At 41.8% G+C, this 26,364-nt stretch carries 22 protein-coding genes, 4 tRNA genes and 1 other RNA gene; 14 read left to right on the forward strand and 13 right to left on the reverse strand.

Annotated features, from left to right (window positions below; all coding sequences use genetic code 11):
- Window positions 1-132 precede the first annotated feature (132 nt).
- From VRUMOI_RS05140 to VRUMOI_RS05150, 3 genes are all read left to right on the forward strand, one after another.
- Window positions 133-1,095, forward strand: a complete 963-nt coding sequence (locus VRUMOI_RS05140) for a LacI family DNA-binding transcriptional regulator (RefSeq protein WP_089138574.1) — start codon at window positions 133-135, stop codon at window positions 1,093-1,095.
- A 247-nt stretch (window positions 1,096-1,342) separates the two neighbouring features.
- The gene (locus VRUMOI_RS05145) at window positions 1,343-2,764 is read left to right on the forward strand and encodes a glycoside hydrolase family 1 protein (protein WP_089138575.1); all 1,422 of its coding nucleotides are present in this window, start codon (window positions 1,343-1,345) and stop codon (window positions 2,762-2,764) included.
- Window positions 2,765-2,880: 116 nt separating this feature from the next.
- Window positions 2,881-3,231, forward strand: coding sequence for a DMT family protein (locus VRUMOI_RS05150; protein ID WP_089138576.1), 351 nt, complete (start codon window positions 2,881-2,883; stop codon window positions 3,229-3,231).
- Window positions 3,232-3,257: 26 nt separating this feature from the next.
- Here VRUMOI_RS05150 and VRUMOI_RS05155 read toward each other — a convergent pair whose 3' ends face one another.
- Window positions 3,258-3,560 carry a cysteine-rich CWC family protein gene (locus VRUMOI_RS05155; RefSeq protein WP_089138577.1) on the reverse strand — a complete coding sequence of 101 codons (303 nt, stop codon included), beginning with the start codon at window positions 3,558-3,560 and terminating at the stop codon, window positions 3,258-3,260.
- A gap of 163 nt (window positions 3,561-3,723) precedes the next feature.
- On the opposite strand from VRUMOI_RS05155, the gene VRUMOI_RS05160 reads away from it, so the two are divergent.
- Together VRUMOI_RS05160 and VRUMOI_RS05165 are read left to right on the forward strand one after the other, a co-directional pair.
- Window positions 3,724-4,680 carry a glutathione S-transferase family protein gene (locus VRUMOI_RS05160; RefSeq protein ID WP_089138578.1) on the forward strand — a complete coding sequence of 319 codons (957 nt, stop codon included), beginning with the start codon at window positions 3,724-3,726 and terminating at the stop codon, window positions 4,678-4,680.
- Between the two features lie 83 nt (window positions 4,681-4,763).
- Window positions 4,764-5,144: a LysM peptidoglycan-binding domain-containing protein gene (locus VRUMOI_RS05165; protein ID WP_089138579.1), complete on the forward strand. Its 381-nt coding sequence runs from the start codon at window positions 4,764-4,766 to the stop codon at window positions 5,142-5,144.
- A 75-nt stretch (window positions 5,145-5,219) separates the two neighbouring features.
- Here VRUMOI_RS05165 and VRUMOI_RS05170 read toward each other — a convergent pair whose 3' ends face one another.
- From VRUMOI_RS05170 to VRUMOI_RS05200, 7 genes are all read right to left on the reverse strand, one after another.
- Window positions 5,220-6,545 (reverse strand): anaerobic C4-dicarboxylate transporter, encoded by a 1,326-nt coding sequence (locus tag VRUMOI_RS05170; RefSeq protein WP_089138580.1) that lies wholly within the window; start codon window positions 6,543-6,545, stop codon window positions 5,220-5,222.
- A gap of 168 nt (window positions 6,546-6,713) precedes the next feature.
- The gene (locus VRUMOI_RS05175) at window positions 6,714-8,120 is read right to left on the reverse strand and encodes an 8-oxoguanine deaminase (RefSeq protein WP_089138581.1); all 1,407 of its coding nucleotides are present in this window, start codon (window positions 8,118-8,120) and stop codon (window positions 6,714-6,716) included.
- Between the two features lie 124 nt (window positions 8,121-8,244).
- Window positions 8,245-9,780 carry a nucleobase:cation symporter-2 family protein gene (locus VRUMOI_RS05180; protein WP_089138582.1) on the reverse strand — a complete coding sequence of 512 codons (1,536 nt, stop codon included), beginning with the start codon at window positions 9,778-9,780 and terminating at the stop codon, window positions 8,245-8,247.
- Between the two features lie 496 nt (window positions 9,781-10,276).
- Window positions 10,277-10,361: transfer RNA gene (locus VRUMOI_RS05185), tRNA-Tyr, on the reverse strand.
- Between the two features lie 97 nt (window positions 10,362-10,458).
- Window positions 10,459-10,543 (reverse strand) — tRNA-Tyr (locus VRUMOI_RS05190).
- Window positions 10,544-10,640: 97 nt separating this feature from the next.
- Window positions 10,641-10,725, reverse strand: a tRNA-Tyr gene (locus VRUMOI_RS05195).
- A 97-nt stretch (window positions 10,726-10,822) separates the two neighbouring features.
- A tRNA-Tyr gene (locus VRUMOI_RS05200) sits at window positions 10,823-10,907 on the reverse strand.
- A 257-nt stretch (window positions 10,908-11,164) separates the two neighbouring features.
- Between VRUMOI_RS05200 and VRUMOI_RS05205 the strand changes: the two genes are divergently transcribed.
- Both VRUMOI_RS05205 and VRUMOI_RS05210 read left to right on the forward strand, forming a co-directional pair.
- Entirely contained in the window at window positions 11,165-12,232 is a 1,068-nt protein-coding gene (locus VRUMOI_RS05205; protein ID WP_089138583.1) for an efflux RND transporter periplasmic adaptor subunit, read from the forward strand.
- Window positions 12,232-15,345 (forward strand): multidrug efflux RND transporter permease subunit, encoded by a 3,114-nt coding sequence (locus tag VRUMOI_RS05210; protein WP_089138584.1) that lies wholly within the window; start codon window positions 12,232-12,234, stop codon window positions 15,343-15,345. Before VRUMOI_RS05205 ends, VRUMOI_RS05210 begins: the two co-directional genes overlap by 1 nt.
- Window positions 15,346-15,503: 158 nt before the next feature.
- Here the strand turns inward: VRUMOI_RS05210 and VRUMOI_RS05215 are convergent, their stop codons facing one another.
- Window positions 15,504-16,079, reverse strand: a complete 576-nt coding sequence (locus tag VRUMOI_RS05215) for an outer membrane beta-barrel protein (protein ID WP_089138585.1) — start codon at window positions 16,077-16,079, stop codon at window positions 15,504-15,506.
- 202 nt (window positions 16,080-16,281) lie between these two features.
- On the reverse strand, window positions 16,282-17,352 hold the full coding sequence (locus tag VRUMOI_RS05220) for a PLP-dependent cysteine synthase family protein (protein WP_089138586.1): 1,071 nt from the start codon (window positions 17,350-17,352) through the stop codon (window positions 16,282-16,284).
- Between the two features lie 132 nt (window positions 17,353-17,484).
- Here VRUMOI_RS05220 and VRUMOI_RS05225 point away from each other — a divergent pair, with 132 nt between their 5' ends.
- Entirely contained in the window at window positions 17,485-17,955 is a 471-nt protein-coding gene (locus tag VRUMOI_RS05225) for an Lrp/AsnC family transcriptional regulator (protein ID WP_089138587.1), read from the forward strand.
- A 102-nt stretch (window positions 17,956-18,057) separates the two neighbouring features.
- On the opposite strand, the gene tesB is transcribed toward VRUMOI_RS05225, so the two are convergent.
- Window positions 18,058-18,924, reverse strand: a complete 867-nt coding sequence (gene tesB / locus VRUMOI_RS05230; RefSeq protein WP_089138588.1) for an acyl-CoA thioesterase II — start codon at window positions 18,922-18,924, stop codon at window positions 18,058-18,060.
- Window positions 18,925-19,020: 96 nt separating this feature from the next.
- Between tesB and VRUMOI_RS05235 the strand changes: the two genes are divergently transcribed.
- Window positions 19,021-19,473 carry a YbaY family lipoprotein gene (locus VRUMOI_RS05235; RefSeq protein WP_089138589.1) on the forward strand — a complete coding sequence of 151 codons (453 nt, stop codon included), beginning with the start codon at window positions 19,021-19,023 and terminating at the stop codon, window positions 19,471-19,473.
- Between the two features lie 34 nt (window positions 19,474-19,507).
- On the opposite strand, the gene VRUMOI_RS05240 is transcribed toward VRUMOI_RS05235, so the two are convergent.
- On the reverse strand, window positions 19,508-19,810 hold the full coding sequence (locus tag VRUMOI_RS05240) for an MGMT family protein (protein ID WP_089138590.1): 303 nt from the start codon (window positions 19,808-19,810) through the stop codon (window positions 19,508-19,510).
- Window positions 19,811-20,163: 353 nt separating this feature from the next.
- Here VRUMOI_RS05240 and VRUMOI_RS05245 point away from each other — a divergent pair, with 353 nt between their 5' ends.
- The 4 genes from VRUMOI_RS05245 (at window position 20,164) to VRUMOI_RS05260 (ending at window position 24,957) form a co-directional block, all read left to right on the forward strand.
- On the forward strand, window positions 20,164-22,155 hold the full coding sequence (locus VRUMOI_RS05245) for a GGDEF domain-containing protein (RefSeq protein WP_162598341.1): 1,992 nt from the start codon (window positions 20,164-20,166) through the stop codon (window positions 22,153-22,155).
- A 145-nt stretch (window positions 22,156-22,300) separates the two neighbouring features.
- Window positions 22,301-22,397, forward strand: an RNA gene (gene ffs / locus VRUMOI_RS05250) — signal recognition particle sRNA small type.
- A gap of 898 nt (window positions 22,398-23,295) precedes the next feature.
- Window positions 23,296-24,276 (forward strand): YiiX/YebB-like N1pC/P60 family cysteine hydrolase, encoded by a 981-nt coding sequence (locus tag VRUMOI_RS05255; protein WP_089138592.1) that lies wholly within the window; start codon window positions 23,296-23,298, stop codon window positions 24,274-24,276.
- Window positions 24,277-24,357: 81 nt separating this feature from the next.
- Window positions 24,358-24,957, forward strand: coding sequence for a glutathione S-transferase family protein (locus tag VRUMOI_RS05260; protein WP_089138593.1), 600 nt, complete (start codon window positions 24,358-24,360; stop codon window positions 24,955-24,957).
- A gap of 109 nt (window positions 24,958-25,066) precedes the next feature.
- Here VRUMOI_RS05260 and VRUMOI_RS05265 read toward each other — a convergent pair whose 3' ends face one another.
- Window positions 25,067-25,519, reverse strand: coding sequence for a septal ring lytic transglycosylase RlpA family protein (locus tag VRUMOI_RS05265; protein ID WP_089138757.1), 453 nt, complete (start codon window positions 25,517-25,519; stop codon window positions 25,067-25,069).
- A 339-nt stretch (window positions 25,520-25,858) separates the two neighbouring features.
- On the opposite strand from VRUMOI_RS05265, the gene VRUMOI_RS05270 reads away from it, so the two are divergent.
- Window positions 25,859-26,353 (forward strand): YcxB family protein, encoded by a 495-nt coding sequence (locus VRUMOI_RS05270; RefSeq protein ID WP_089138594.1) that lies wholly within the window; start codon window positions 25,859-25,861, stop codon window positions 26,351-26,353.
- The last annotated feature ends 11 nt before the right edge of the window (window positions 26,354-26,364 follow it).

The raw sequence follows: 26,364 nt of genomic DNA on the forward strand, positions 1-26,364 counted from the left end.
CCATTGACGTTCTATCCAAAATTTAAAGTTTTTGTTGCGGTATCTTGCAAAATTCAATGAGATATAGAAACAAAAACTTGAAAAAGGTTATAATCATTCAATTAAAAGCAGTATGAGTGAGACAATAAATTCATGGCCACTATCACAGACGTATCACGATTAGCCAATGTATCAAAAGCCACCGTTTCTCGAGTGTTAAGCGGTAGTCGAGGAGTACGTGAAGATAGTCGTCTTGCTGTGTTAAAGGCCGCCGAAGAACTCAACTATAGCCCAAATATTGCTGCACAAAATCTTGCGACCCAATCTACCAATTATGTCGGTGTGGTATTAAATACAGCCGACGCTGCAAGCCTTAATAGTTACCTACCGCTAATCTCGCGTAAGCTAAAATCAATGAATAAATTGATGCTAGTGCAATTTGCTGAAAGTGCTCATGAGCAACAAAACGCGCTGATGGAATTGCATAGTCAATGTGAAGCCGTCATTTTGATTAATGGTACGATCAATACCGCTGCTTTTGAGCGTGTATTGCATATGGATGGTGTGATGAGTGATGCTCATGCATCGGTCGGGTTTGATTATCAATTTGCCGCCGAAAGTGCTTGTCGTTACTTACTCGGGAAAGGGCATCGAAAAATTGCATTATTGGTTGATGATTTAGAGCAGGGAAGTTGCCAGGATTTATTAAGCGGTTATAAAAATGCATTACAGAATTCGTCATTGCCGTATGATCGCCGTTTGATTTTGGAAGCGAAACATCAACTTGAACAAGCTCTACTCGGGCTGATTAATAGCTTTACGCAATATACGGCCATCGTGGTAAAACGAGACAGTTACGCCGCTGAAGCGATGCGCATTATGCGTGAGTTTAATATCCAAGTGCCGAAAGATGTTTCAGTGATCGCATTAGAAGATTCGCCACTGGCACAACAGCTTAACCCGACACTGACTTGCATCAGTCACTCTAGTGAGCAATTGGCTGACACTTGTATTACTAATTTACAAGCCTTACTAGAACGCTCAATTAAACCAATGAAAACCAGCCCATTACTGTCTGGTCGCTTGGTCAGTCGAGAGTCAGTTTCGGACGTATAATCCCACTGTTTTTCCTTTTCTATTTTTCACTCAACCGCCTTGATTGGGCGGTTTTTTTATCTGTAAAATTTTCATCGCTATGAAATAAATCACGCCAGTTTCATGAAGAAATCATCAATGTGATTTATAGAACGAAACCTAAATTCCCTTGTGGTTTTACGGCGTTTTTGTACGTTAAATTCGGTTAAATTTCGCCGTTTACGTTAACGTGTAATCAACGAATAGAAGAATCAATTTAAGGATAGGTATGGCATTTCAAGATAACTTTTTATGGGGTAGTGCATCTGCAGCGTATCAAATTGAAGGTGGCGCAAGCTTAGACGGTAAAGGCCCATCGATTTGGGATACCTACTCACGCATTCCAGGCAATACGTTTAAAAATACCACGGGTGAAGTAGCGATTGATTTCTACCATAAGTTTGAGGAAGACATCGAACTGATGAAAGAGATGGGCTTAAACGCGTATCGTTTCTCCGTTTCATGGCCTCGCGTGATGGCCGATGGCCGCACAGTGAACCCAAAAGGTGTCGAGTTCTATCATAAGGTTATCGATAAGTTGATCGAAGCCGGTGTCGAGCCAATTTTAACGGTATATCACTGGGATTTGCCTCAAGCATTGCAAGATGAATATGCAGGCTGGGAAAGCCGCGAAATCATTAAAGACTTCACTGCATTTTGTGAATTGCTTTATAAAGAATACGGCAACAAAGTGAAATATTGGGTTACGCTAAATGAGCAGAATATTTTCACAGGCTTAGGCTATGTGCAAAAATTGCATCCGCCGAAAGTCTCGGACTACCAACGCTTTATTAACGCAAACCACATTGCCAGCCTTGCAAACGCCAGCGCGATTAAGTTGTTCCGTGATATGGGCATTGAAGGCCAAGTCGGCCCGAGCTTTGCTTATGGTCCGACTTATGCCAAAAGTGAGAAACCAGAAGATGTGATTGCGATGGAAAATGCGCAAGAAGTTGAAAATTTCTTATGGATGGATGTGTACGCTAAAGGCGAATACCCTCGCATTGGTTTGAAACTGTTGGAAAACCTGGGTATTCATGTTGATTTCCAACCGGGTGATAAAGCGTTACTGAAAGCCGGTGTGTGTGACTTCATGGGGCTCAATTATTATCAATCAGCTACTTTTATTGACCCACAACAAAAGCAAGATAATGTTCAGGCTGGTAATGCTGCGCAGGTGTCTGTGGTCTCTGAAGTGAAAGATATCCCAACCGATAAACTGTATGCACGCGCGGATAACGACTACCTTAAAATGACCGATTGGAACTGGGCGATTGATCCTAATGGCCTACGAGTGTCATTACGTCGCATTACGTCGCGTTACGGTGTGCCTATCTTGATCAGTGAAAACGGTTTAGGGGCGTTTGATACTTTGACCGAAGATGGCAAAGTGCACGATGATTACCGAATCAACTTCTTGAAACAACACGTTGAAGCGATAGAAGCGGCAATCGATGATGGTTGTGAAGTCTTAGGTTACTGTACTTGGTCATTCCAAGACTTGTTTAGCTGGTTGAATGGTTATGCGAAACGTTATGGCTTCGTTTATGTTGACCGTGATGAAGAAAACGAAAAAGAGTTGAAGCGTTATAAGAAAGACAGCTTCTACTGGTATCAAAAAGTGATCGAAAGTAACGGTAAAGAATTGTAATACCACATTGTTCTACCGATAAAAGCAGTACTGAAAAGTGCTGCTTTTTTTATTGCCAGTTTTTAAAACGGTGCTATCTTAATCGCCCTTAAATCTTGGCTTTTATTGAGAATGTTATGCCGCCTATTTTTATTACAATCTCCCTTTTGGTATGCAGCAATGTGTTTATGACGTTTGCCTGGTACGCCCACTTAAAAGAGCTAGGTAACAAACCTTGGATTATTGCCGCGCTAGTGAGTTGGGGGATTGCTCTATTTGAATATATGTTCCAAGTACCGGCGAACCGTATTGGTTACACGGTCTTGTCGGTTGGTCAGTTAAAAATCCTTCAAGAAGTGATCACTTTGTCAGTATTTGTGCCATTTTCAGTGATGTATTTGAAAGAACCGCTTAAGCTGGATTATTTATGGGCGGGCTTGTGCTTGCTAGGTGCGGTGTATTTTGTTTTCCGCAGCAAATTAGGCTGATTACTATTTTCGCTTGTTCATCATGGTTATGCCGTTGGCTTCTTTTCTAAGCAGCGGCGGCATAAACATCCTTCAAACTTCTCGCTTATTTCTCTCTCTTCCAGTTCAAAACACCAACAGCTGTCCTTTCCTGCTGCAATGTCACAAAAAGCATTCGAGCCACATTCGGGACAAGTGTGGGTGCTATGGTTACCACTGAGTGTCTCCATTACTTGAGCATGATCCTCATCGTTCATAGTACGCCATTGCAAAATTTCCGTCATAGTGCGGTGACAGCCTGAGCAAATCCCAGCATTATTTTTACAAGCGGCAATACAAGGTGTTTTCATGATAAAAGTCTGGAGCCTAATAAGAAATGTTTTGGCACTTTACCATGTCACTTAAATCAGGTCACTCCTTCAAAACTTTTGAACAAATCCATCAGATGCTTACGGTGTGATGGATTTATATCACTCTTATACTGAAGAAAATGAACGAGAAAAGGTGGGCATAATGGGAAAGTTAGTTGAAGGTGTATGGCATGATGTGTGGTATGACACGAAATCGAGTGGCGGCAAGTTTGTTCGCGAAGATGCGGGATTTCGAGATTGGATTGAAAATAAACCCGATGCGCCATTTCAGCCTGAATCTGGCCGCTACCATCTTTATGTTTCATTAGCCTGTCCTTGGGCACATCGCACTTTAATCATGCGTGAATTAAAAGGTTTAGCCGAGCATATTGATGTTACCGTCGTGAGCCCTGATATGTTGGAAAACGGTTGGGAGTTCAATCAACCTGAACCGTTATTTGGTTTCACTAAATTGCACCAATTATATACCAAGGCTAAGTCAACTTATTCGGGGCGTGTGACGGTGCCTGCGCTATGGGATAAAAAAACGCAGACTATTGTGAGCAACGAATCATCAGAAATACTGCGTATGTTCAATAGTGAATTTAATGACTTAACCGGCAATACTGATGATTACTACCCACAAGCATTGCGTTCGGAAATTGATGAGTGGAATGAGTTTGTTTATCCCAAGATTAATAATGGGGTCTATAAAACAGGCTTTGCGACCACACAAGAGGCGTATGAAGAAGCGTTTGATGGTTTGTTTACTGCCTTAGATAAAGTGGAACAACACTTGTCACACAGCCGTTATTTAGTCGGCCAGCAGATCACAGAAGCCGATTGGCGTTTATTTACCACGTTAATTCGTTTTGATGCGGTGTATGTTGGGCACTTTAAATGCAACTTAAAACGCATTGCCGATTATCCGAATATTCAAGGTTACATGAAAGAGTTGTATCAAGTGGCAGGGGTCAAACAGACGGTCAACTTTGAACATATTAAACGACACTATTATTTCAGCCATAAAGGGATTAATCCAACGCAAGTGGTGCCGAAAGGCCCGGCACTGGATTTAGACTCTGAACATGGTCGAGCAAACTCGGATAACGAATATTAATTTGAATATTCACAATAATTCACTTGGAAAATATAAGGTTATTGACTAAATTAAAGGTTCGAAGCAATCAAAGGTATTTGAATATGTTAAACAGTAATAAGAAAATTATCACATTAACGATGTTAGCTTCCGCTGCGGTTTTGTCTGGTTGTGCGTCAAATGACGAAGTGATTGAGCAACAAAATCAGCAAGCTGAACAAATCAGTTCATTACAGGCCGACTTACAAGCTCAGAAAGAATCGAACCAACAACTGGCTGATAAAGTTGATCAACTTTCCATGGATCAAGATGAAATTAAGCAACAAATGGAAGATAAATCTTCGACTTATGTGATCAAAGAAAATGACACGCTGTATCATGTTGCTCAACAAAATGGCATGTCAGTGGATGAGCTACTGCAACTTAACCCTGAGATTAAAAATCCGAATGCATTATTGATTGGTCAAACCATTAATATTAAATAAAGTATTTTTATCGCAAGTAATAAAAACGGCTGATCAATTGATCAGCCGTTTTTGTGTGTGCTCTATCGGGTTTTATTAGCCGAGTAGGGTGGTAGAAATGAAGTAACCAATGATAGTCGCGGTTGATACACCAATGATACCCGGGATAAAGAAGCTATGATTCAACACATACTTGCCAATTGATGTGGTACCTGAACGGTCAAAGGTAATTGCCGCCAGATCCGATGGATAGAATGGGAAGAAGAAATACGCATAACACGCTGGGATAACACCGATTAATACTTCTGGTGGAATACCCAGTGAGAAGCCTAGTGGAAACATGATGGTCAACACCGCAGCTTGGCTTTTTAAGAATACCGACGTTGCAAACATCGCAAACGCAAAGGTCCAAGGATGCACGCTCACAATATCACTCACCATTTCAATTAAGTAAGGTTTGTGATGTTCAATAATAGTGTCACTCATCCAAGCAATACCAAAGATGATGATCACCGCCGACATGCCTGCAGTAAAGACATTACTTTTTGCGATGTCTTTGGGGTCGACTTTGGTGCACAGCAAAATAATAGCGCCGACTGCCAACATTAAGAATTGAATGGCAACCGACATACCAACCCCTTGTGGTAAGAGGTTAAGATCTTTACCAAACATCGCGACAAACACCACCACTGCAATACCGGCTAAGAACACGGTTAAGCCTGTTTTCGCTTTTTTAGCATTGGCAATATTGTTGGTATCTTCAGCGGTTTCATCAATGAGGGCCGCTTTGAAATCTGGGTTTTTACAGCGCTCAATAAAAGCGTCATCTTGATCGAGTTCTTTACCGCGGAATAAGCTCCAAGTACAACCCGCCATTAAGCCACAGAAGGTCGCAGGAATGGTTACCATCAACACATGAACTAAAGAAATATCTAAATCATTTTTTGCTGCGGTGGCCATCACGACGGCTGCCGCAGCGGCGATTGGACTCGCGGTGATCCCCATTTGTGAGGCGACCGAAGCCATTGCCATTGGGCGTTCAGGGCGAATACCTTTTTTAATTGAGACATCATAAATAACAGGTAAAAGTGGATAAACACTGTGTCCGGTACCAACAAGAACGGTCAAAAGGTAAGTACAAAATGGACCTAAAAAAACGATTTGATTCGGGTGTTTACGTAACAGCTTTTCTGCAAATTTAACGAGTAACTTAAGCCCACCAGTCGCTTCTAAAGTGGCGGATGCAGCAACCACTGCAAGAATGATGAGCATGACACTGATCGGTGGCGATCCGGGCGCAATGCCAAAAACGAAAGCTAAAACGGAAACGCCTAAACCGCCTAATAGACCAAAGGCAATGCCACCAAACCGAATCCCTGTAAAAATGACTGCTAACAACAGCAGCATGTGAATATAGAACATACCATTTACCCCTAAAGTATTAATACTGTAGAGACGCTAACACCACTATTGGTTACAGGTATTGATCTAGTGCAATAGGCGTATAGATCTAGTTAGGAAAGTAAGAATCTACCAGAAGGTAAGCATTGTGCTTTCATTATCCTGAAAGCACAATTGTGGTGAACGGTTTTAGCGAAGTTTCATTGCTTTTTCGGCTAACCGTTTTGCCGCCGCTCGGTGTTGAATTAATAAACATTCTAAGTCGAGTCCGATGACATGACCATCATGCACGCGCCATTCACCGTTAATCATCACTCGGTCGGCTTGCTGGGCGCCACACATAATTAATGCCGCCAATGGATCATGCGAACCGGAGAAACGAATCTCATCTAAGGTAAACATTGAAATATCGGCTTGTTTGCCGACCTCAAGTGTCCCGATATCCGAACGTCCCATGGCTGCCGCTGAGCCTTTGGTCGCCCAACGAAGAGCATCAAGGTGAGATACATTGGCAGAGCCATAACGTAAACGTTGTAAGTACATCGCCATACGCACTTCTGCAATCATATTGGAGCCATCGTTAGACGCAGAACCATCCACACCAAGGCCGACTTTCACACCAGCCGCTTCTAATTCGTTATTACGACAAATACCGGAGGCAAGCATCATGTTGGAGGTTGGGCAATGGCTAATGCCGACACCAGCGCTGCCGAGGCGTTTGATTTCCTCATCATTAAAATGAATACCATGTGCCAGCCAAGTTTTATCATTCAGCCAGCCAACACTTTCCAGATAGTCGACAGGGCGATGACCAAAGCGTTGTAGGCAGAATTCTTCTTCATCAATGGTTTCACATAAATGCGTGTGCATCATGACGTTTTCTTGATGAGCAATCCGCGAGGTTTCTTTCATCAAGTCAGTCGTCACCGAGAAAGGTGAGCAAGGTGCGAGTGCAATTTGCGTCATTGCACCATCTTCTCGCTGGTGGTATTGGTTAATCAGCCTCACGCTATCATCAATGATGGTTTGTTCAGTTTGAATGGTGTGACGAGGAGGAAGGCCGCCATCATCTTCGCCTAAGCTCATTGAGCCGCGGGTTAAAATGGCACGCACGCCGAGTTTTTGGGCGGTTTCAACTTGAATATCAATGGCGTGCTCTAAACCAACGGGAATTAAATAATGATGATCAGAGGCAGTGGTACAGCCTGACATCATCATTTCTACCAATGCCACCTCAGTGGAAAGGGCATGCATTTCTTCATCGAGGCCAGCCCACACCGGGTAGAGTGTCTTAAGCCAGTTAAACAGTTCTTTGTCGAGCGCATCAGGATAGGCACGCGTTAAGGTTTGGTAGAAGTGGTGATGCGCATTGATTAAACCAGGAGTGACCACATGATTTTTGGCATTCACTACGTGATCAATTTTGTGTTGAGGTTCGGTGTTTAAAGCCACGAGTTCAAGAATAATATTTCCTTGAACCACAATACCACCGCGTGCATCTTGTGTGCTGCCAGTATAGATGGCAAGAGGGTTTTTAATCCAAGTGGTGGTTAGATTTTGAGTCGCTGAATGTGGAGTATTAAGCGTTTGAGGCATTCATAATTTTCCTTAGCCATCTCAGCCATTTCAGGGGAGAGGGTCTTATTGTTTAGGTTATGGTTGTTGAGAAAAAGACAAAAGCCGAACGGGCCGACTTTTGTCTGTTACTTAGGTTTATCGTTTATTTCATCGCGGTACTCGGAGTGAGCCGAGATTGTGATTCGGGTGAAGACGTTTGTTGGTCTGATAAGTTATCGTCTTCAGATTGCGCTTCAAGTAAGGTTTGGTTTCTTACAGCTTCACGTTCGGCGGCAATGGTTGCAATCGCTTTTGAAATGGTTGCTTTTGATTCCATGACTTTAAAAGCTGGAGAATGGCACTCTTCATCCTTTGCCATCTCAACCACTTCTTGTTTTTTAACTGCAATTTCTTCTTTACGATTCTTCGGTAGGATTTGATGCAAGATAATGGCAATCAAAGTACCAGTAGTGATGCCTGAGTGGAAAAACTCCGCCATCGCATGAGGTAAATGCTGGATCAAACGAGGTTCAACGGTGACTGCCAATCCAAAAGCCAAACTCACACAAATAATTAGAGCATTGCGTTTCGTATCTGCGGCTTTAATCAACATGCGGATACCCGCATAAGCAATCATGCCGAACATAATGAAGCCTACGCCACCTAATACCGGTTTTGGAATGGTGACGGCAATCGCGGCCAGTTTAGGAAATAGGCCACCTAGAATAAGTAGTCCACCCGTTGTGGCGACAACATAACGACTTGCAACGCCTGTAATCCCAACGATGCCTACGTTTTGGCTGAATGAAGCCAATGGCATGCCTGTCATGATTGATGAAAGTGTACTGCCTAAGCCATCGCCTAGTACGCCTCGTTTCAAATCTTTACCTGAAACTTCTTTTTGGCAGTTTGCCCCTAGAGCCATGAAATCACCCGTCGCTTCTGCAACAACAATGATGTAAGCCAAGCTCATACTGAGAATTGCGCCCCAAGAAAAGGTCATGCCATATTTCAGTGGGGTCGGGCTGTCAACCCAAGCAGCTTCCGTCACTTGGCTTAAGTCAACCATGCCCATCGTTAGTGCGACAATGTATCCACCCACAAGCCCAATCACAATGGCAGAAGCGGCGATCATACCTCTGCAATACACTGAGACTAAGATAACAATGCCGAGTGAAAGAACGGCTAAGAAGAGCTTTGGTAAGGTCGCAAAATCGGCACTGCCTTTCGGTGCATCACCAATCCAACTCATTGCAACAGGAAGAATGGTTAAACCGATCAAAGTGATAACCACACCACTGACCACATCAGGAAAGAGCTTCTTAATGTGTCCCATAAAGAAACTAGCGAAAATCACAAGGAATGAACCGACAAAAGCGGCTCCCATGATGCCACTCATGCCATCGGTTTTACCGATCGAAATAGCGACACCTAAAAAGGCAAAACTTGAACCCATGACAACCGGTAATCGGATACCAACTGGGCCAACACCAACACACTGAATAATCGTGGCAATCCCCCCAACTAATAAGGCAGCGTTGATGAGGCCAGCGATTTCGTCTGGTGGTAAACCAACAGAGGCGCCGACAATAAGTGGTACCGCAACGATCCCGCCGATCGACGCTAACATATGTTGTAAGGCCAGTAGTAATGTTGTGCCAACAGGTGGGCGTTGGTTGAGCGTGTATAAAAGCTTCATGACATTTCCTTAGTGTCTATTCCACTAGATTCTCATAGGTAGAATGGGGCTACCTTCCTAACTTCGAATTAGCAGTTTTTGTTTTTATTTTTCTGCATCCATGTATGTATAGGTGTGCTTTAACATTAATGCAACAATATTGAATACAATCAAATTTGTAAATTGGCGGTGTTAATTTCTGCAAGCTAGGTCTAACTCGCAAGTTTTATGCCAAAAGAAGAAGGAAATGAATTAATAGAAAATACAAGAAATTAATAGAAGTAAGTGATTGTAATTAAAGGTGGTGTGGATCATTGGGGTGCAAGTGTTGTTGCAATGTAGTGCAAATTACTCCGCTGTAAATTGTATACAATTTTGTTGTATTTTTGTCTTTTATGGTTGGCTATTTTTGTTTTTTCTATTGATAGAATGTGAAGTAAAGCAGATTTTAGGCGAAAAAAAACCAACTACGAGAGTTGGTTTTTTTATGTCTTTTTAATCATAAAAAGAGAAAGAATGGTGGAGGGGGACGGATTCGAACCATCGAAGGCGGAGCCGGCAGATTTACAGTCTGCTCCCTTTGGCCACTCGGGAACCCCTCCACAAATTGTGTTTGTTCTTTAGCAATACGAATGACCTGACATCATATCTAGAACGTCTTATTCATGTTAAAAGGAATAACACAAACAAGTTGAATAATGGTGGAGGGGGACGGATTCGAACCATCGAAGGCGGAGCCGGCAGATTTACAGTCTGCTCCCTTTGGCCACTCGGGAACCCCTCCACAAATTGTGTTTGTTCTTTAACAATACGAATGACCTGACATCGTATCTAGAACGTCTTGCTCATGTTAAAAGGAATAACACAAACAAGTTAAATAATGGTGGAGGGGGACGGATTCGAACCATCGAAGGCGGAGCCGGCAGATTTACAGTCTGCTCCCTTTGGCCACTCGGGAACCCCTCCACAAATTGTGTTTGTTCTTTAGCAATACGAATGACCTGACATCGTATCTGGAACGTCTTACTCATGTTAAAAGGAATAACACAAATAAGTTAAATAATGGTGGAGGGGGACGGATTCGAACCATCGAAGGCGGAGCCGGCAGATTTACAGTCTGCTCCCTTTGGCCACTCGGGAACCCCTCCACAAGTGTGGGGCGCATAATAGCAAACTCTTTTGGGCTGTAAAGAAGTTTTTTTAAATAATTGATTAAGTGTTGAGTTTTCGAACGGTTAAGGCTCTGAGTGGCATTTTATTGAACAAATTGAGTAAGATTTGACTGAAAATAAGGCTTAGTGAGTTGTGGATTATTTACTTTAACAATAAGCATATTTACATTGTTTTACGCTTCCCTCCTAATTCTGCTGATAGAATAAATGAAGTTATTTAAATGGACTCAAAAATGGATAAAAAACGATTCTCCTCACTTGGCTTAGCGTTGTCTTTCTTTCTCGTCACTCCTTATATCGCTCATGCCAATGACAAAGTAACAGGCATTCCTGTTGGCGCTCAATTTGTAGAAGAGCACGATGTTCAACAAACGTTGACGCTCGTTGCAAAATTATCCTCGCAAGAGTCGGTGACGATTAAGCCAGAGGTCTCTGGGAAAATTGATAAAATTCTGGTGCAGTCAAACCAAGAAGTGAAAGAAGGCCAGCCATTATTGGTGTTAGATATAAAAAAGGCCCGTGCAGCGTTGAGTGAAGCCAGAGCTTATTACAACGATGAGAAGCGCAAAGAAAGAGAATTTGCCAGTTTGGTGAAGAAGAATGCGATTACACAGACTGAGCTTGATGCGCAACGAGCCAGTGTCGATATTGCTAAAGCACGTATGGATGTTGCGTTAGCTGAACTGTCTTACCTTAATATCCATGCGCCATTTTCTGGTACGGTTGGTTTTATTGATTTCAGTAAAGGCAAAACTGTCGCAGCCAGTGAAGAATTATTTACGTTAGATAATTTGGAAAGAATGCGCTTAGATTTGCAGGTGCCGGAAAAATACTTATCTGAGATTTCATTAGGTATGGAAGTGAGCACCGAAAGCCGAGCTTGGAATGGACAAACCTTCTTAGGCAAAGTCACTCATATTAATACCCGAGTCAATAGCGCGACATTGAGCGTACCCGTGCGTGTCGATATTCCTAACCCTGATCATAAATTGAAGCCGGGGATGCTGATGTCGGCAACCTTGACCTTTCCTAAAATTCATAAGCCTCTCATTCCCGTTCAAGCCTTAGAGTATTCGGGCACCAAGCGCTATGTATACGTTATTGATAATGGTGTTGTTACCCGTACCGAAATTACTTTGGGCACTCGTATCGAAGATAAGATTGTAGTCGAATCCGGTCTGGAAATTGGCAAGCAAATCGTGACGAAAGGGCTCGTCAATATGCGGGATGGTTTAAACGTTCACGTTATTGAAAAAGATCAACTTACGTTGCCTTCACAAGATAACCTAGGAGACAAATAATGTGGTTATCTGATGTGTCGGTAAAACGGCCGACAGTGGCTATCGTATTGAGCCTATTACTGTGCGTGTTTGGTTATGTCTCTTTTACTAAACTTGCGGTACGAGAAATGCCGGATATTTCAAATCCAGTCGTCACGGTATCGACAAGCTATGATGGCGCTTCGGCGAGTATCATGGAAAGCCAGATTACCACAGTCTTAGAAGATCAGCTTTCAGGGATTAGTGGAATCGATGACATACAGTCGGTGTCTCGTAATGGCAGTTCACGAATCACCATTACGTTCGACTTAGGCTATGACTTAACGACTGGGGTCAGTGATGTTCGCGATGCGATTGCTCGTGCGCAGCGTTCACTCCCGGATGATGCCAATGATCCTATCGTATCAAAAGATAATGGTTCCGGTGATGCTGCGGTTCATATCAACCTCACTTCGACCAAAATGGATCGAACTCAGCTAACAGATTACATTAACCGAGTTCTGATTGACCGTTTTAGTTTGATTTCTGGTGTGAGTTCAATCGATATCAGTGGTGGGTTAGATAAAGTCATGTACGTGAAACTTGATCCAACCGCTATGGCAGGGTTAGGCGTCACGACTCGTGATATTAGCGATGCATTGAATCGTGAGAATGTTGAAAACCCGAGTGGTGAAGTGCGTAATGACACTACGTCGATGACGGTTCGTACGACTCGAAATTACTTAACAGAAGAGGATTTTAAATACTTAGTCGTGGATAAAAGCCGCGATGGGCATCCAATTTACTTACAAGATGTGGCGACCATTTATCTCGGGGCGAAAAACGAAAGCTCGATGTACAAGAGCGACGGTGAAGTTGGGGTCAGCATGGGCATCATTACCCAAACGGATGCTAATCCTCTGGAGGTTGCTCAAAGAGTACGTAAAGAAGTCGATAATGTGCAAAAGTTTTTACCCGACGGCACATCTCTAAAAATTGAATATGACGCCACCATTTTTATCGAGCAATCAATCAGTGAAGTCTATAACACTTTATTTATCACAGGCGGCTTAGTGGTTTTGGTGTTGTACATATTTCTAGGTCAAATGCGCGCGACATTAATTCCTGCTGTCACAGTTCCGGTATCACTTATTTCCGCATTTATGGCGGCGTATTATTTTGGTTTTTCAGTCAATCTCATTACCTTGTTGGCGCTGATCCTTGCGATTGGCTTAGTGGTGGATGATGCCATTGTGGTGGTGGAAAATATTTTCCATCATCTTGAACGGGGCGAGCCGCCATTACTTGCCGCCTACAAAGGCACGAGAGAAGTGGGTTTTGCCGTAATGGCCACGACACTTGTGTTGGTGATGGTGTTCCTACCGATCTCCTTCATGGACGGTATGGTCGGGCTATTATTTACCGAATTTTCCGTGTTATTGGCGATGTCAGTGCTCTTCTCTTCTTTGATAGCCCTAACATTAACCCCTGTTTTAGGCAGCAAATTGCTTAAAGCTAATGTTCAGCCTAATCGTTTTAATCGATGTATTGACCAATTGTTTACCCGAATTGAAGGGGCTTATCGTAATGGATTGGTCCGTGCGATTCGTTGGCGTTGGTCTGCGCCTATCTGCATTGTTGCTTGTATTGTGGCGAGCGGGTGGTTGATGACTCAAATCCCTAACCAATTAGCGCCGCAGGAAGACAAAGGTGTGTTGTTTGCGTTTGTGAAAGGCGCGGATGCCACCAGTTTTAACCGCATGAGTGCCAATATGGATGAGGTCGAAAATCGATTGATTCCATTATTAGGTAAAGGGGTTTTGAAATCGTTCAGTGTCGATGCGCCAGCGTTTGGCGGACGTGCTGGAGATGAAACGGGCTTTGTGATTATGGTTCTCGAAGATTGGGACCACAGAACCGTTACCGCTCAACAAGCACTTGGCATGATCAATAAAACGTTATCAGGGATCCCCGATGTTCGAGTTCGCGCGATGTTGCCAGGTTTCCGCGGCGGCTCGGATAATCCCGTACAATTTGTGCTTGGTGGTTCAAATTATCAAGGATTACAGAAATGGGCGGAGTTTTTACAACATAAAGGTGAAGAGGATGGCGTCATTACTGGTGGCGATTTAGATTACTCTGAAAAAACGCCAGAGCTTGTCGTCACTGTGGATAAACAACGTGCCGCCGATTTAGGCATTAGTGTGAGTGAAATTGCCGATACGCTTGAAGTGATGCTAGGCGGCAGTACCGAGACCACTTATTTAGAGCGTGGTGAAGAGTACGATGTTTACTTACGAGGTGATGAAAATAGCTTCAATAATGCCGCTGATCTTAGCAAGATTTATCTGCGTACTGATGGCGGAGAACTCATCACGCTCGATACCGTAACCAAAATTGAAGAAATAGCATCTGCAAACCGTTTATCTCATACCAATAAGCAGAAATCGATAACCCTAAGTGCAAACCTAACGGCCAATTATACTTTAGGCCAAGCGTTAGATTATCTCGACCAGCAAGCAATTGATAACTTGCCGAGCGATATTAGCATTTCGTATAGCGGTGAATCGAAAGACTTCAAAGAAAATCAATCAAGCGTGATGATTATTTTCGCTCTCGCATTATTGGTGGCCTACCTTGTTCTGGCGGCACAGTTTGAAAGTTTTATTAACCCGTTAGTGGTGATGTTTACTGTGCCAATGGGGGTACTAGGTGGTTTTATTGGTCTGTATTTAATGGGGCAAGGTCTTAATATTTATAGCCAAATTGGGATGATTCTGTTGATTGGTATGGTGACGAAAAATGGCATCTTGATCGTTGAATTTGCCAATCAGTTGCGTGACCGTGGTATTGAATTTGAAAAAGCGATCATCGATGCGGCAGCGCGCCGTCTTCGCCCGATTTTAATGACAGCCTTTACAACGATTGCCGGTTCATTACCGTTAATGTTATCAACCGGTGCGGGCTATGAAAGTCGAGTGGCAGTAGGTACGGTGGTGCTGTTTGGGATGAGCTTTGCCACCTTAGTGACCTTGTTCGTTATCCCTCAGATGTATCGTTTGATCTCATTGAAAACACACTCGCCAGGTCATATTGAAGCCTTGCTTGAAAAAGAAATGGAGCGAGATGTGACCACGAGAGCGGGTCATGGCTAATGGGTCGGAAGTCAGTATCTTAGAGTGTTTTGAAATGAGTATCGTATAAAATAAAAGCCTGAGCAGAGTCACTTCTGGTCAGGCTTTTTAACGATTGTCGATAGATAGTTATTACTGATAGATAGTATTACCGATAATGGCTTATTTCAGTATCGATATTAGAAACGCATACCGATAGACAGTTGGAAGCCATCGTAATCAGGAGCATCGAATTTATCGATATCCAGATCTACATCAGACATCGCTACATTATAAATATATTCTGCGCGCATCCAATAATCAGCGTTCATATTCCATTGAATACCCCCACCAATATTAAAAGCCGCGGCTGAGTCATCACCGATCGATTTACGATCACCATCAGAAGTATCTTTACTTTTAACGATGGTGTAAGCACCGGTGCCGCGAGCAAAAAGTTCCAGTGGTGTATTACCAAGTGGGCCAGTAGTGGCAATGATCGATAGGCCTAATTGGTGAGCATCGATTTGGTATTTTGAATGAATATCTTCGTTGTTGGAATAACGATAGAAGCCTTCTAATGCAAAGTGCTCAGAAAGGTATTGCCCGCCCCCGATTTGAAAGCTAGGGTTATCGTAAATTTTATTATCTTCTGCGCCTTTAATATCAAAGCTTACATTACCTGCGCCAGCATAAAAGTAGTGGTTTCCCGCTGCATGGGCGGATAAAGAGAGCAGAGCGAGAGGCGCAAGAACCAATAAACGTAGCGATTTCATTTTATTCCTTATTTTCGTTGCCTTAGATTACTAGGCTTAAATATTCATTCATTAATATCCGTAGAAGTATAATCAATATGAGTAGAAAGACTCTACAGAAACCATAAAATATTGTTTATTCTTTTAAATTAGCCACTTTTTTATTCATTTTAAAGTTGAAAAGTGGCTAAGTTGTTATCAGAAACATATAGACGAAATGACGTTATTTCGAATAAGCAATCTGGGTGATGTGTTTTAATTGTTCAAAATAAGGCGACGTTTTTTCAGGAATGTTTTTCGCGATCCAATCGGGATTATAATGACAATCTAAATAACGTTCTCCGCTATCGCAGATTAACGTGACGATAGATCCCGTTTCACCACGTTGGATCATTTCATGGGCAATATTTAAAGCGCCATATAAATTGGTTCCGGTTGATGGCCCAACTTTACGACCAAGAATGGTTTCTAACCACTGAATGGTCGCGACGCTGGCGGCATCGGGAATGGTGCGCATTTCATCGATAACACCAGGAATAAAGCTCGGCTCAACGCGAGGGCGGCCAATGCCTTCAATTTTACTGCCGGAGTCAATCGTGATATTGGCATCACCGTGTTTATAAAAATCATGGAAAACAGAGTTTTCTGGGTCAACCACGCATAACTGGGTTGAGCACATTTTATAACGCAAGAAACGACCAATGGTTGCAGAAGTGCCACCGGTGCCAGCGCTCATCACAATCCAAGAGGGGATAGGGTGAGGTTCACGGCTCATTTGATTAAAGATACTGTCGGCAATGTTGTTATTACCACGCCAATCTGTTGCGCGTTCAGCGTAAGTGAATTGATCCATGTAATGGCCATTCAATTCTTCTGCTAATCGACGAGATTCGGCATAGATTTGATCGGAACGTTCCACTAAGTGCGCTTCACCACCATAGAATTGGATTTGCTCAATCTTTTTAGTTGCAGTGGATTTTGGCATGACCGCAATAAAGCGTAAGCCTAGTAAGCGAGCAAAGTATGCTTCAGATACCGCGGTGCTACCTGAAGAGGATTCAATCACCGTGGTTTCAGGGCCAATCCAGCCGTTCGATAACGCGTACAAAAACAACGAGCGTGCCAAACGGTGCTTTAACGAGCCGGTTGGGTGTGTGCTCTCATCTTTAAGGTAGATATCAATACCGCTTAAATAAGGCAGGTCTAATTTAATTAAATGCGTATCGGCAGAGCGTTGAAAGTCGGCTTCAATTTTGTTGATGGCTTGGTTAATCCATTGTCTATCTATACACATCTTCTATTCCTATTCTTGATTCGGTCTTTAATAAGCATAATTTACCTCTTATACAAGAGAAAAGGTTTGCTTTATTAGCTGTGAATTGCTTTTATTGGAGAAAATTATTTCTTAATTGGCGGGGTTGGGGAAATGAAACAAGTGATATTGGATAAGGTAGATAAAACACTCCTTAACATGCTGCAACAAGATGCGACGGTGTCACTGCAAGAATTAGCCGATACCGTCAACTTAACGACTACACCATGTTGGAAACGCTTGAAGCGATTAGAAGAACAAGGTGTGATCGATAAAAAAGTCGCATTATTAAACCCCGAAGGGCTTGGGCTGTCTTTTGTGGCGTTCGCTTTAATTAAAACCAATAACCATTCGAATGAGTGGTATCAAACTTTTGTTGATACGGTCAGTGAATTTCCTGAAGTGATGGAGTTTTATCGTATGGCAGGGGAGTTTGATTACATGATGAAAGTCTTGGTTTCGGATATGAAAGCATACGATGGGTTTTATAAAAAGCTAGTGAACAGCGTGGAAGGGATTTCGAATGTCACCTCAACCTTTGCCATGGAATCGATTAAATATACGACCGCATTACCAATCGAGTAGACGAAGTGTGAGTATGGGGCTTAATTTATTTATCGCCTCTATATAAACCCTTCAGCATTATTGGAGGCTGAAGGGGTTATATACCGAAATAGGGCATGAATTTTATTTTTGCGTAAAACGCATCACACCTTCTTGTACCGCGCTTGCGACTAGGTTTCCTTGGCGGTCAAAAATTTCACCACGGACCAAGCCACGGCCATTGCTACTGGTTGGGCTATCAATGACATAAAGCAGCCACTCATCCATTTTGAATGGGCGGTGAAACCACATTGAATGATCAATCGTCGCGACTTGGAATTTAGGCGTAAACAGTGAAACTTGGTGTGGGAATAACGCGGTGACTAAGAACCCCCAATCGGAAGCATAACCGAGTAAGTATTGATGCAAGATTGGATCATCAGGTAGCGCCCCATTGGCTTTAATCCATAAATATTGTTTAGCCGGTAGGGCATCTGGCTTAAATGGGTTATTGACGACCACAGGGCGCACTTCAATTGGCTTTTCATGGCAAAATGCACGTTGCATCGCGGGCGATAGCGCTTCTTTCATCGACTGTGCGAGTTCGGTTTCCGAAGGAATGCCTTCTGGCCCTTGGATGTCAGGCATTTGCGACTCTTGATGTTCCAATCCTTCAAATTGACCTTGGTAAGAAGCCGTTAAATAAAAAATGGGTCTGCCATGCTGAATCGCTTTGACACGGCGAGTGGATAAACTTTTACCATCACGCAGTTTTTCCACATCATAAATAATCGGTTGGTTGATATCGCCCGGGTGTAAAAAGTAGCTATGAAAGGAGTGGACCGTTCTATCTGATTCAACGGTATAACCAGCGGCAGATAAAGCTTGTCCAATTACTTGCCCACCATAAACTTGCGGTAAGCCTAAATGTTCACATTCACCACGAAATAGACCGACTTCTAAACGCTCTAATTGATGTAAATTGAGTAATTCTTGTAATTGTTTGCTCATCAGACCTCCATATTGTATTGTCCAATTATTAGCTTGTGAGCTTCATATTACAAGGCTACTTGATATTTACATCAATAAAATTTACTAAGGAAGAACATGAAAAAGTCATTATTGTTGATTTCATCAATTGTTATGGGGGCGGCAATGACAGGTTGCACAACGAACAATGCGGATACGTCTGCTGTGGCTATGCAAAGTACTAATGAGGCTGTTAACCTTCAAAGTATCACTGGGAGCGTACTTTATCGTGAACGTATAGCTTTGCCTGATACAGCGGTTGTTTCGGTGACATTAGAAGATGTGTCATTAGCGGATAAAGCGGCAGAAGTGATCGCGACAGACTCATTTGTTACTGGCGGAAAGCAAGTACCATTTGAATTTAAGCTTGATTACGATGCGAGTAAAATCGTGCCAAACCATCGATATAACGTAAGAGCAAAAATTGCCGTTGATGGAAAATTACGTTTTACAACGGATACTTTTACACCAGTAATTACCGATGCAAATAAAACCCAAAAGGTTCAATTGATGATGATCGGTGTACGTTAATTATTGCTGAAAACACAATATCTGTAGGTAATCGTTAAGATTGCCACAGATATTTTTTTAAATTAATTCTACCACTACTACTCACGTCAACACCTTCCATTAATAACTTGGCTTTTTGTCGCTCCATATCATTTCCTTTTAATGAAATCTTACCTTGGCTGTTGATGACTCTATACCAAGGTAATTTAGAACCTTCTGGTAAGTTCGCCAGTAAACGGCCAACATGGCGTGCATAGCCCGGATAACCTGCAGCCTTTGCAATCATGCCGTAAGTACTCACTTTTCCGTATGGAACCTGATTTAAAGTATAAAAAATGTGTTCTTCAAATGATGTCATGATCTGAAATATTTACCGTAATTAAAGAGCGCATATAGAAATAAAAACTTAAAATTTTAATGGCTAATGGCTAATGGCTAATGGCTAATGGTTTTCGACTCACTTTATTATGTTTATGTTATAAGTTAAGGCGCATTAAATAGATTTAGCGAAAGGTCGAATCGATAATCATCATCTGCCTGAATCGTATTTGCGAGTAAATAATGTCATTGATCAACTTATATGTCTAAAACTGTGCAAAAGTTGGATATGCTTTTTTTTACTCTATATAATTTATCGTCTAAATTATGGTTTCAATATGTTTCGACAAGGAATCGTTGGGCATAAAGTACGCTTAATACGTGGTGAATCCTTTGTTACTTGCTCTGCTGGTTGGTTGTTCTTTTTTCCTTTCAATGTTTCCTGCTCACGTCAATGCAGAAAATATCACGCCGCATCATGAAAAATCTTACCAAGTAGCTTTGGTGAAAGATGACATCGGAAGCAAAATTGTTTTCGATGAACTTGCTAAGCATTTTCAACTTAAAGTGAATTATATCTATTACGACCAGTTCAGTGGTATTTTGGATGCGCTAAAAAATAATACGACCGATTTCGCCCCGAATGTGACTTATTCTCAGGAGCGTGAAAAATACTTTGATATTTCACCACCGACGAATATGGAATATACCTATCTGTATACGCTTCCCAAGTTTTCAATGAATAAATCTTTAAGTAAAGTTCATTCTATTGCCGTTGCAGATAACTTGATTTTTGAGCAATTTCTCAAAGAGCATTATCCTCAGATTAAGGTGGTCAGTTTTTCCAATTACCCACAAGCTTTGAATATGCTAAATAAAGGCGAAGTGGATGGGGTGATTGATGGCATTTCGAAATTAAAACGATTTCTTAATGATGGCATCAGCGCTCAAATGTTGAATTCAGTCTTGCCGATTCAGCCTGTGGGGATTGCGACGGGTAAAGGTCAAAACGCGGCCTTATTAAATGCGATGGTTGATTACCTGCATACACCGGAGATGCAAAAAACACTTCGCCAAATAACGGAAGCTTATCAGTATGAGTATCAATTAGGCGCATTGAGAAAGAGGGTGGCTCGTACCGGAGTCGACACCACGACAACGTTGAAGGTAAAGCTCGAAAATGTCACCGTATTATCGAAATACCAAGCGGATGGAAAGCCTCAAGGGGTGGCCGTCGATGTATTAAATAAAAGCTGTCAAATTTTAGGGTTTTATTGCGAGATTGTCAGTCAGCCAGGGGATCAGTGGACCGGCATGTTATCTGATTTGCTGAATAATAAAATTGATGTGCTAGGACCGATGGTGATCTCGAATAATCGAAAAGACAGTATGTACTTTAGCCAGCCTTTCTTTGATACCGAAAGCGTGGTGGTAAAGCGAACAGGTTATAAAGAAGGTATCTATAAAAGCCTATCGGAAATGGTCATAGAAAAAATCAGTGTGGTTCGTGGTGACTATTATGATCAACTGTTGACCAATTTGCTGCCGGGTAAAAAATTATACCGTATGGAAACGCGTGAAGATCAAATCCAAGCCTTGAAAGAAGGTAAAGTGGATTATGTTATTTTAAATCGACCAAACTATATCCAGATGTTGGTTGAAAATACGGCGGACTTTTCAACGGAAGAAGATGCCGATATTGGCGTGTTTCAAAAAACACCATTGGGCTTTGCTTTTCCAAAAACAGACAAAGGTCAGCAGTTAGCGGAATTATTTAGTGCGGCTCAAAGCTTGATTGATCGCTCGGCAATCATTCAGCACTATTATGTGCAACCAAACTGGCGCTCTATTTTACAAAAAGAACAAAGAACCAATTACATTGTGTGGTCAGTGTTTACTTTGAGTATTGTGTTCATGCTAGTGGTCATTGGTTTTGTTTATCGTCAAGCCATTACGGATAATTTAACGCAACTGAAAAACCGCCGCGCACTGTATCAAAAATATGCCAGCGGGATTCCGACGCGAATAACATTGGTTTATCTCGATGTGAATAAATTTAAAGTGATCAATGACACTTATGGACACAATGCTGGTGACGCCGTATTACAGCAGTTAGCAGAGCTTATTTTACAACATTGGCCTGGCGCAGCATTCCGTCTTGGTGGCGATGAGTTTGTCTTGGTGGGTGAACTGTCTGATAGAAAACTTCAATCAGTACTCAATGAACTACAAAGCTTTACCGTTGATATTGATGGTCAAGTCTTTATTGATGTGACGACGTCGTGTGGGGTTTCTCGCTTCCGTGAAAAAATGATGGAAATTGATGACGTCTTACATCTAGCCGATAAAGAAATGTACATGGCTAAGGCTAACTTCTCATCATAATAAAGATAACTGATGAAATGTTAAGCAAACAAGCAAGCAATGACACTTTCACCTTGCATTGCTACTCGTGATTCGACATAATCAGCGCACTCCAGTTACTTAGGCATCCTAAGTTTGAGTGGCTGAGATACAAAATCAATGGAGGCCCTGGTCCTCCCGCAATACTAGTTCGTGAACTTGGTCAGGCCCGGAAGGGAGCAGCCACAGCGAATGACGTGTGTGCCGGGATGTGGCTGGGGCTTCCACCTATCTAGCGTTTGTAAAAATCCTGCAAAACCCCAATTCCTAAAATCAAAAGCCTATACCTCAAAACTACTTTATTGCCGAACGACCATTCATTCTATTTTTTGCTTGTATCATGACTAGTATAATCCGGCTGTCTCATTAGTTATTCCATCTAGCAATCGCTCCTGTGTTGAAACAAGATCATGCTTATTCAATGTGATGAGTGTTATCGCTTACCTAGCCAAAGCCGTGAAACAACTTCCTTTCTTTACCAATGAAAAAATACTTGCCATCAAGGCTTTACTACCTTCAAGTGCGTTATTTCAGAAACGAGGTACGAGTTATCCGAAATCTATTACACTAATAACACTTACGTGAAAGCGAGACCCCATATCTTCTTCACTTAGGTTCATGTGCGGGGTGACGGTGGGGAGATTAACGCATTGATGCCCTAAAGTAGTTTGGAGTAACCAACCCCATCCAGCTTCCCCTTATATCGACCTCTGCTGCCAAGAGGCTTCATCTACCAAGGGGAAGAGCTAATCTTTGGCGCTGTTATTCTCATGTTAACTAAGATTAATCACATACATATTGAATATATACAGCGAAACAACAAGCGATCACCAATAACTCCCTTTTCTAGATAGTGCTTATCAAATAAGGTTATAACTAATTGTTAATTAATGATGTTTTTATTGTCGGTGCATTCATCACTGTAACAATTGGTTCGCTAAATCTAGCTCTCGCTTTCTACGTCACATAAAATCGGCTAATTGCTTTTAAAAATGCATCATTAGAGTACTTTATGGTGTTAAATGAATTGATTAGCAGTGAACGTGTGGGAAAAATCTTTGGGTTTATCCGAGTTTCTTGCTAATACACTGTTATGTGTTTTATCAAGTATGGAGCGAACTATTGTACATAATCCCCATTAGCGAATTAGAGAAGGGCGATATTCTTCTTACAAGTGAAAATTCGGCAACTAGCAAAGTTGTAAGAAAATCGACTGGAAGTGATTTCTCACATGCAATTCTTTATGTAGGTTCTGGTAGCTATATACATTCTGATGCTAACGGTGTTCATTCAGGTAATCTGCAAAGGCTTCTGTTTGAAGCACCTGAAAACGTGACTGTTTTGAGGGTCAAATGTGATAAAGAAACAGTAAACCAAGCATGTATTTTCTCGAGATCGAAGATAGGAACTACGTACTCTGTAAAAAGTGCAGTCAATGTAAAGCTAAAGCTGAAGGCAAGTAAGAAGGAAAATGAGAATAGGCAGTTTTGCTCTAGGCTTGTAGCACAAGCATACGAATATGCTGGCGTTAAGTTAGTAGATACTGCATCTTTTTGTACGCCTCAGGAAATTCTCGAATCTCAATGTATTCAAGAGGTTCCAGGGAAAGCAAGAAAAGCCACAAATGAAGAAATCAGCTTTGCGAACAGTGAAAATCCGATTGAGAAGCAGTCATATATAACAAATGAAATTCTTTCAAAAGTTAGAAAGCTAACTAAAAAAGATATTCAGACTCTTGATCAAATTACACAGCATGTAATTGAGAATCCAGTGCATGACCAGCAAATATCCAAAATCTATAGAGATTCAGGATATTTAACAATGTGGGAGTACGAGATCAAAAAAAATGCATGGCGTTATGATGGGCGAATATTTATAAATGTCCCTTTGCCGATTGATGAGTTGATTGAGATGGCAAGATTTGAGAGAGACTGCGCCCATGAGAGGCTTGCGGTTTACAAGGGAAATTTTGAACAATATTTTTATCTCAACGAGATTCACAAACTGGAGTATTCTTCCATACATTTTGATTTATATAAGAAACTCGTTGAGAACACATTGGACAATATTAATGCCGCAGAGTATGTGCTAGAAAACACCTAACAAACGCATGTTGCCGGACTGTTTTTCCGCTGCGCTACAAACCAGCCGCAAATGCGGGCGTTATGTTTTTCGGGAGGATATATGGAAGTTTCGCTGTATGGTGCAAAAGGCTCGAATAGCTCTGAAAGGGTGGAGTGGGTACTCAATTTTAAGGGTATACATTACGATAGAATTGAGATCGGCTCTGACGAACTAACGACAACATACCTAGATATAAATCCTTTTGGCTATGTTCCATCTCTTTGTATCGATGGTTCGGTTTTTTCTGAATCAATGGCAATTATTGAGTATTTGGAAGAACGATTTCCTATCCCAGGCTTATTTGGCAAAAGTCTCAATGAAAAAACGCGCATTCGCAGAGTTTGTGAGTACGTAAACTCCAGTATTCACTCTCCCCAAAACAGAACAGTATTAAGGTTCATGCGTCCAGAGTTAGATGAGACGTCAAAGCGCGAACTTCGTGGTGACTGGATTATGCGGTGCTTAGAAAAGTTAAGTACATCGATCTGTTGTGAGTCAGGATTTGCAGTGGGTAACGACTTTAGCGTAGCCGATATATTTGTGGCTTCAATCTACAAAAAAGCGTTGCAACATGGCTGTGTGAGAAACGGCTTTTACGACAAGCATTTGATGTACATAAGGGCAAATGACAGTATTGTGGTTTCCGAACCACAAGCATAACAAACGTTTAAGGTGCCAATATATTTTTTCCTATCCGAAATTATGCCACTAAGTGATTTGAGCTAAGAGGCCTCTGTCCATGAAAACCTTAACTTCAATTAAATAGAGACTAGTGCTTATACCTAAAGGTATTACTATCATCAATAATTTCTATTTTGACGGGGACAGTTCCTTTCTTGATGTTGCCGATTTGTGTAAATGCTTGATAAGAAAGATCAATAACTCGGCCTTTTACATAGGGGCCTCTATCGTTAATTTTCACATCGACAGACTTATTATTGACCGTATTGGTTACCCTAACGATAGTCCCAAATGGCAAGCTTTTATGAGCTGAAGTGTAAGCATTCATATTATACGTTTCACCACTTGCCGTCAGTTTCCCATGGAACCTGTTGCCATACCACGAGGCTTGGCCAATAAGAGCATGTGAGTGGGTATACTCCTTGGTTTTAGAGCCGCCGATTGCCGAAGTTGAGGTGCATCCGGTTAGTATCACAAGAACGAGAGCGGTAAAAAGAATACTCAGTTTTTGCAAGTGATCTGGATAATTGATTATTTTCATATTCATCTGTTTTTGTCGTGGTTGACTCAGCAACATCGAATTAAGCATTGTCACTTCTTAGTCAAATATATCGTCGATATGGTTGTTCAATATTTCCATTAGACACACTTTTTTCAGTCATATTCATGAAAGATTTTGTTATTGATAACGTCAAGTTTAATGATGACTTAGCAGGTTAGATCCTGTGGCTACAGTGAGAGCAGGCATAGTTGGTATTATTGGTTTACAAAAAGGGGGAGCTAAATAGCTAAAGAAAAGCACCGATAAGCGATACAATGCTCGAGTTGCAAGATCGCAGCATGGAATACTCACTCACAGAAAATCTCAAAGTAACCCTATATGTCTAAAGATTTTGATTTCACTACCGAATACACCCTCAATAAACCTTTTTTTGAAGAGTGCTATGACCAAACAAGTCGACCTTCTACGTTTCCTAAATCCTATTTAAAAGCGATGTTTTTTCTCGTTTTTGGGGTGATTGTCGTTAAATTGGATTTATTACCTAACAGTTACCTTGGTTGGTTCTTTATTACATTGAGTATTATTGAAGTACTTAGTGTTTATTTTAAGAGAGCCTGGTGGGTGTGGCGACAAACCTACAGCACAGGTTCTGATAGTAAAGTGATATTTCAAGTCGATGCAAATGGTGTGCGTTATGAAAGCGCTGCAAATAGTCGTAGCATAGCTTGGGATGACATCGACCAAGTCCAACAAAGTGATTTAGGCTTTATTTTTCATATAGGTAAACAGCGCCAATATATCAGCAAATCTTGCTTAAATGATGAGGCAATCGCATTTATTGCCGAGCAGAACAACGTATCCTCATCTCTTTAAAGAGTCATTCC

The organism is Vibrio rumoiensis (assembly GCF_002218045.2).
Taxonomy (GTDB): Bacteria; Pseudomonadota; Gammaproteobacteria; order Enterobacterales; family Vibrionaceae; genus Vibrio; species Vibrio rumoiensis.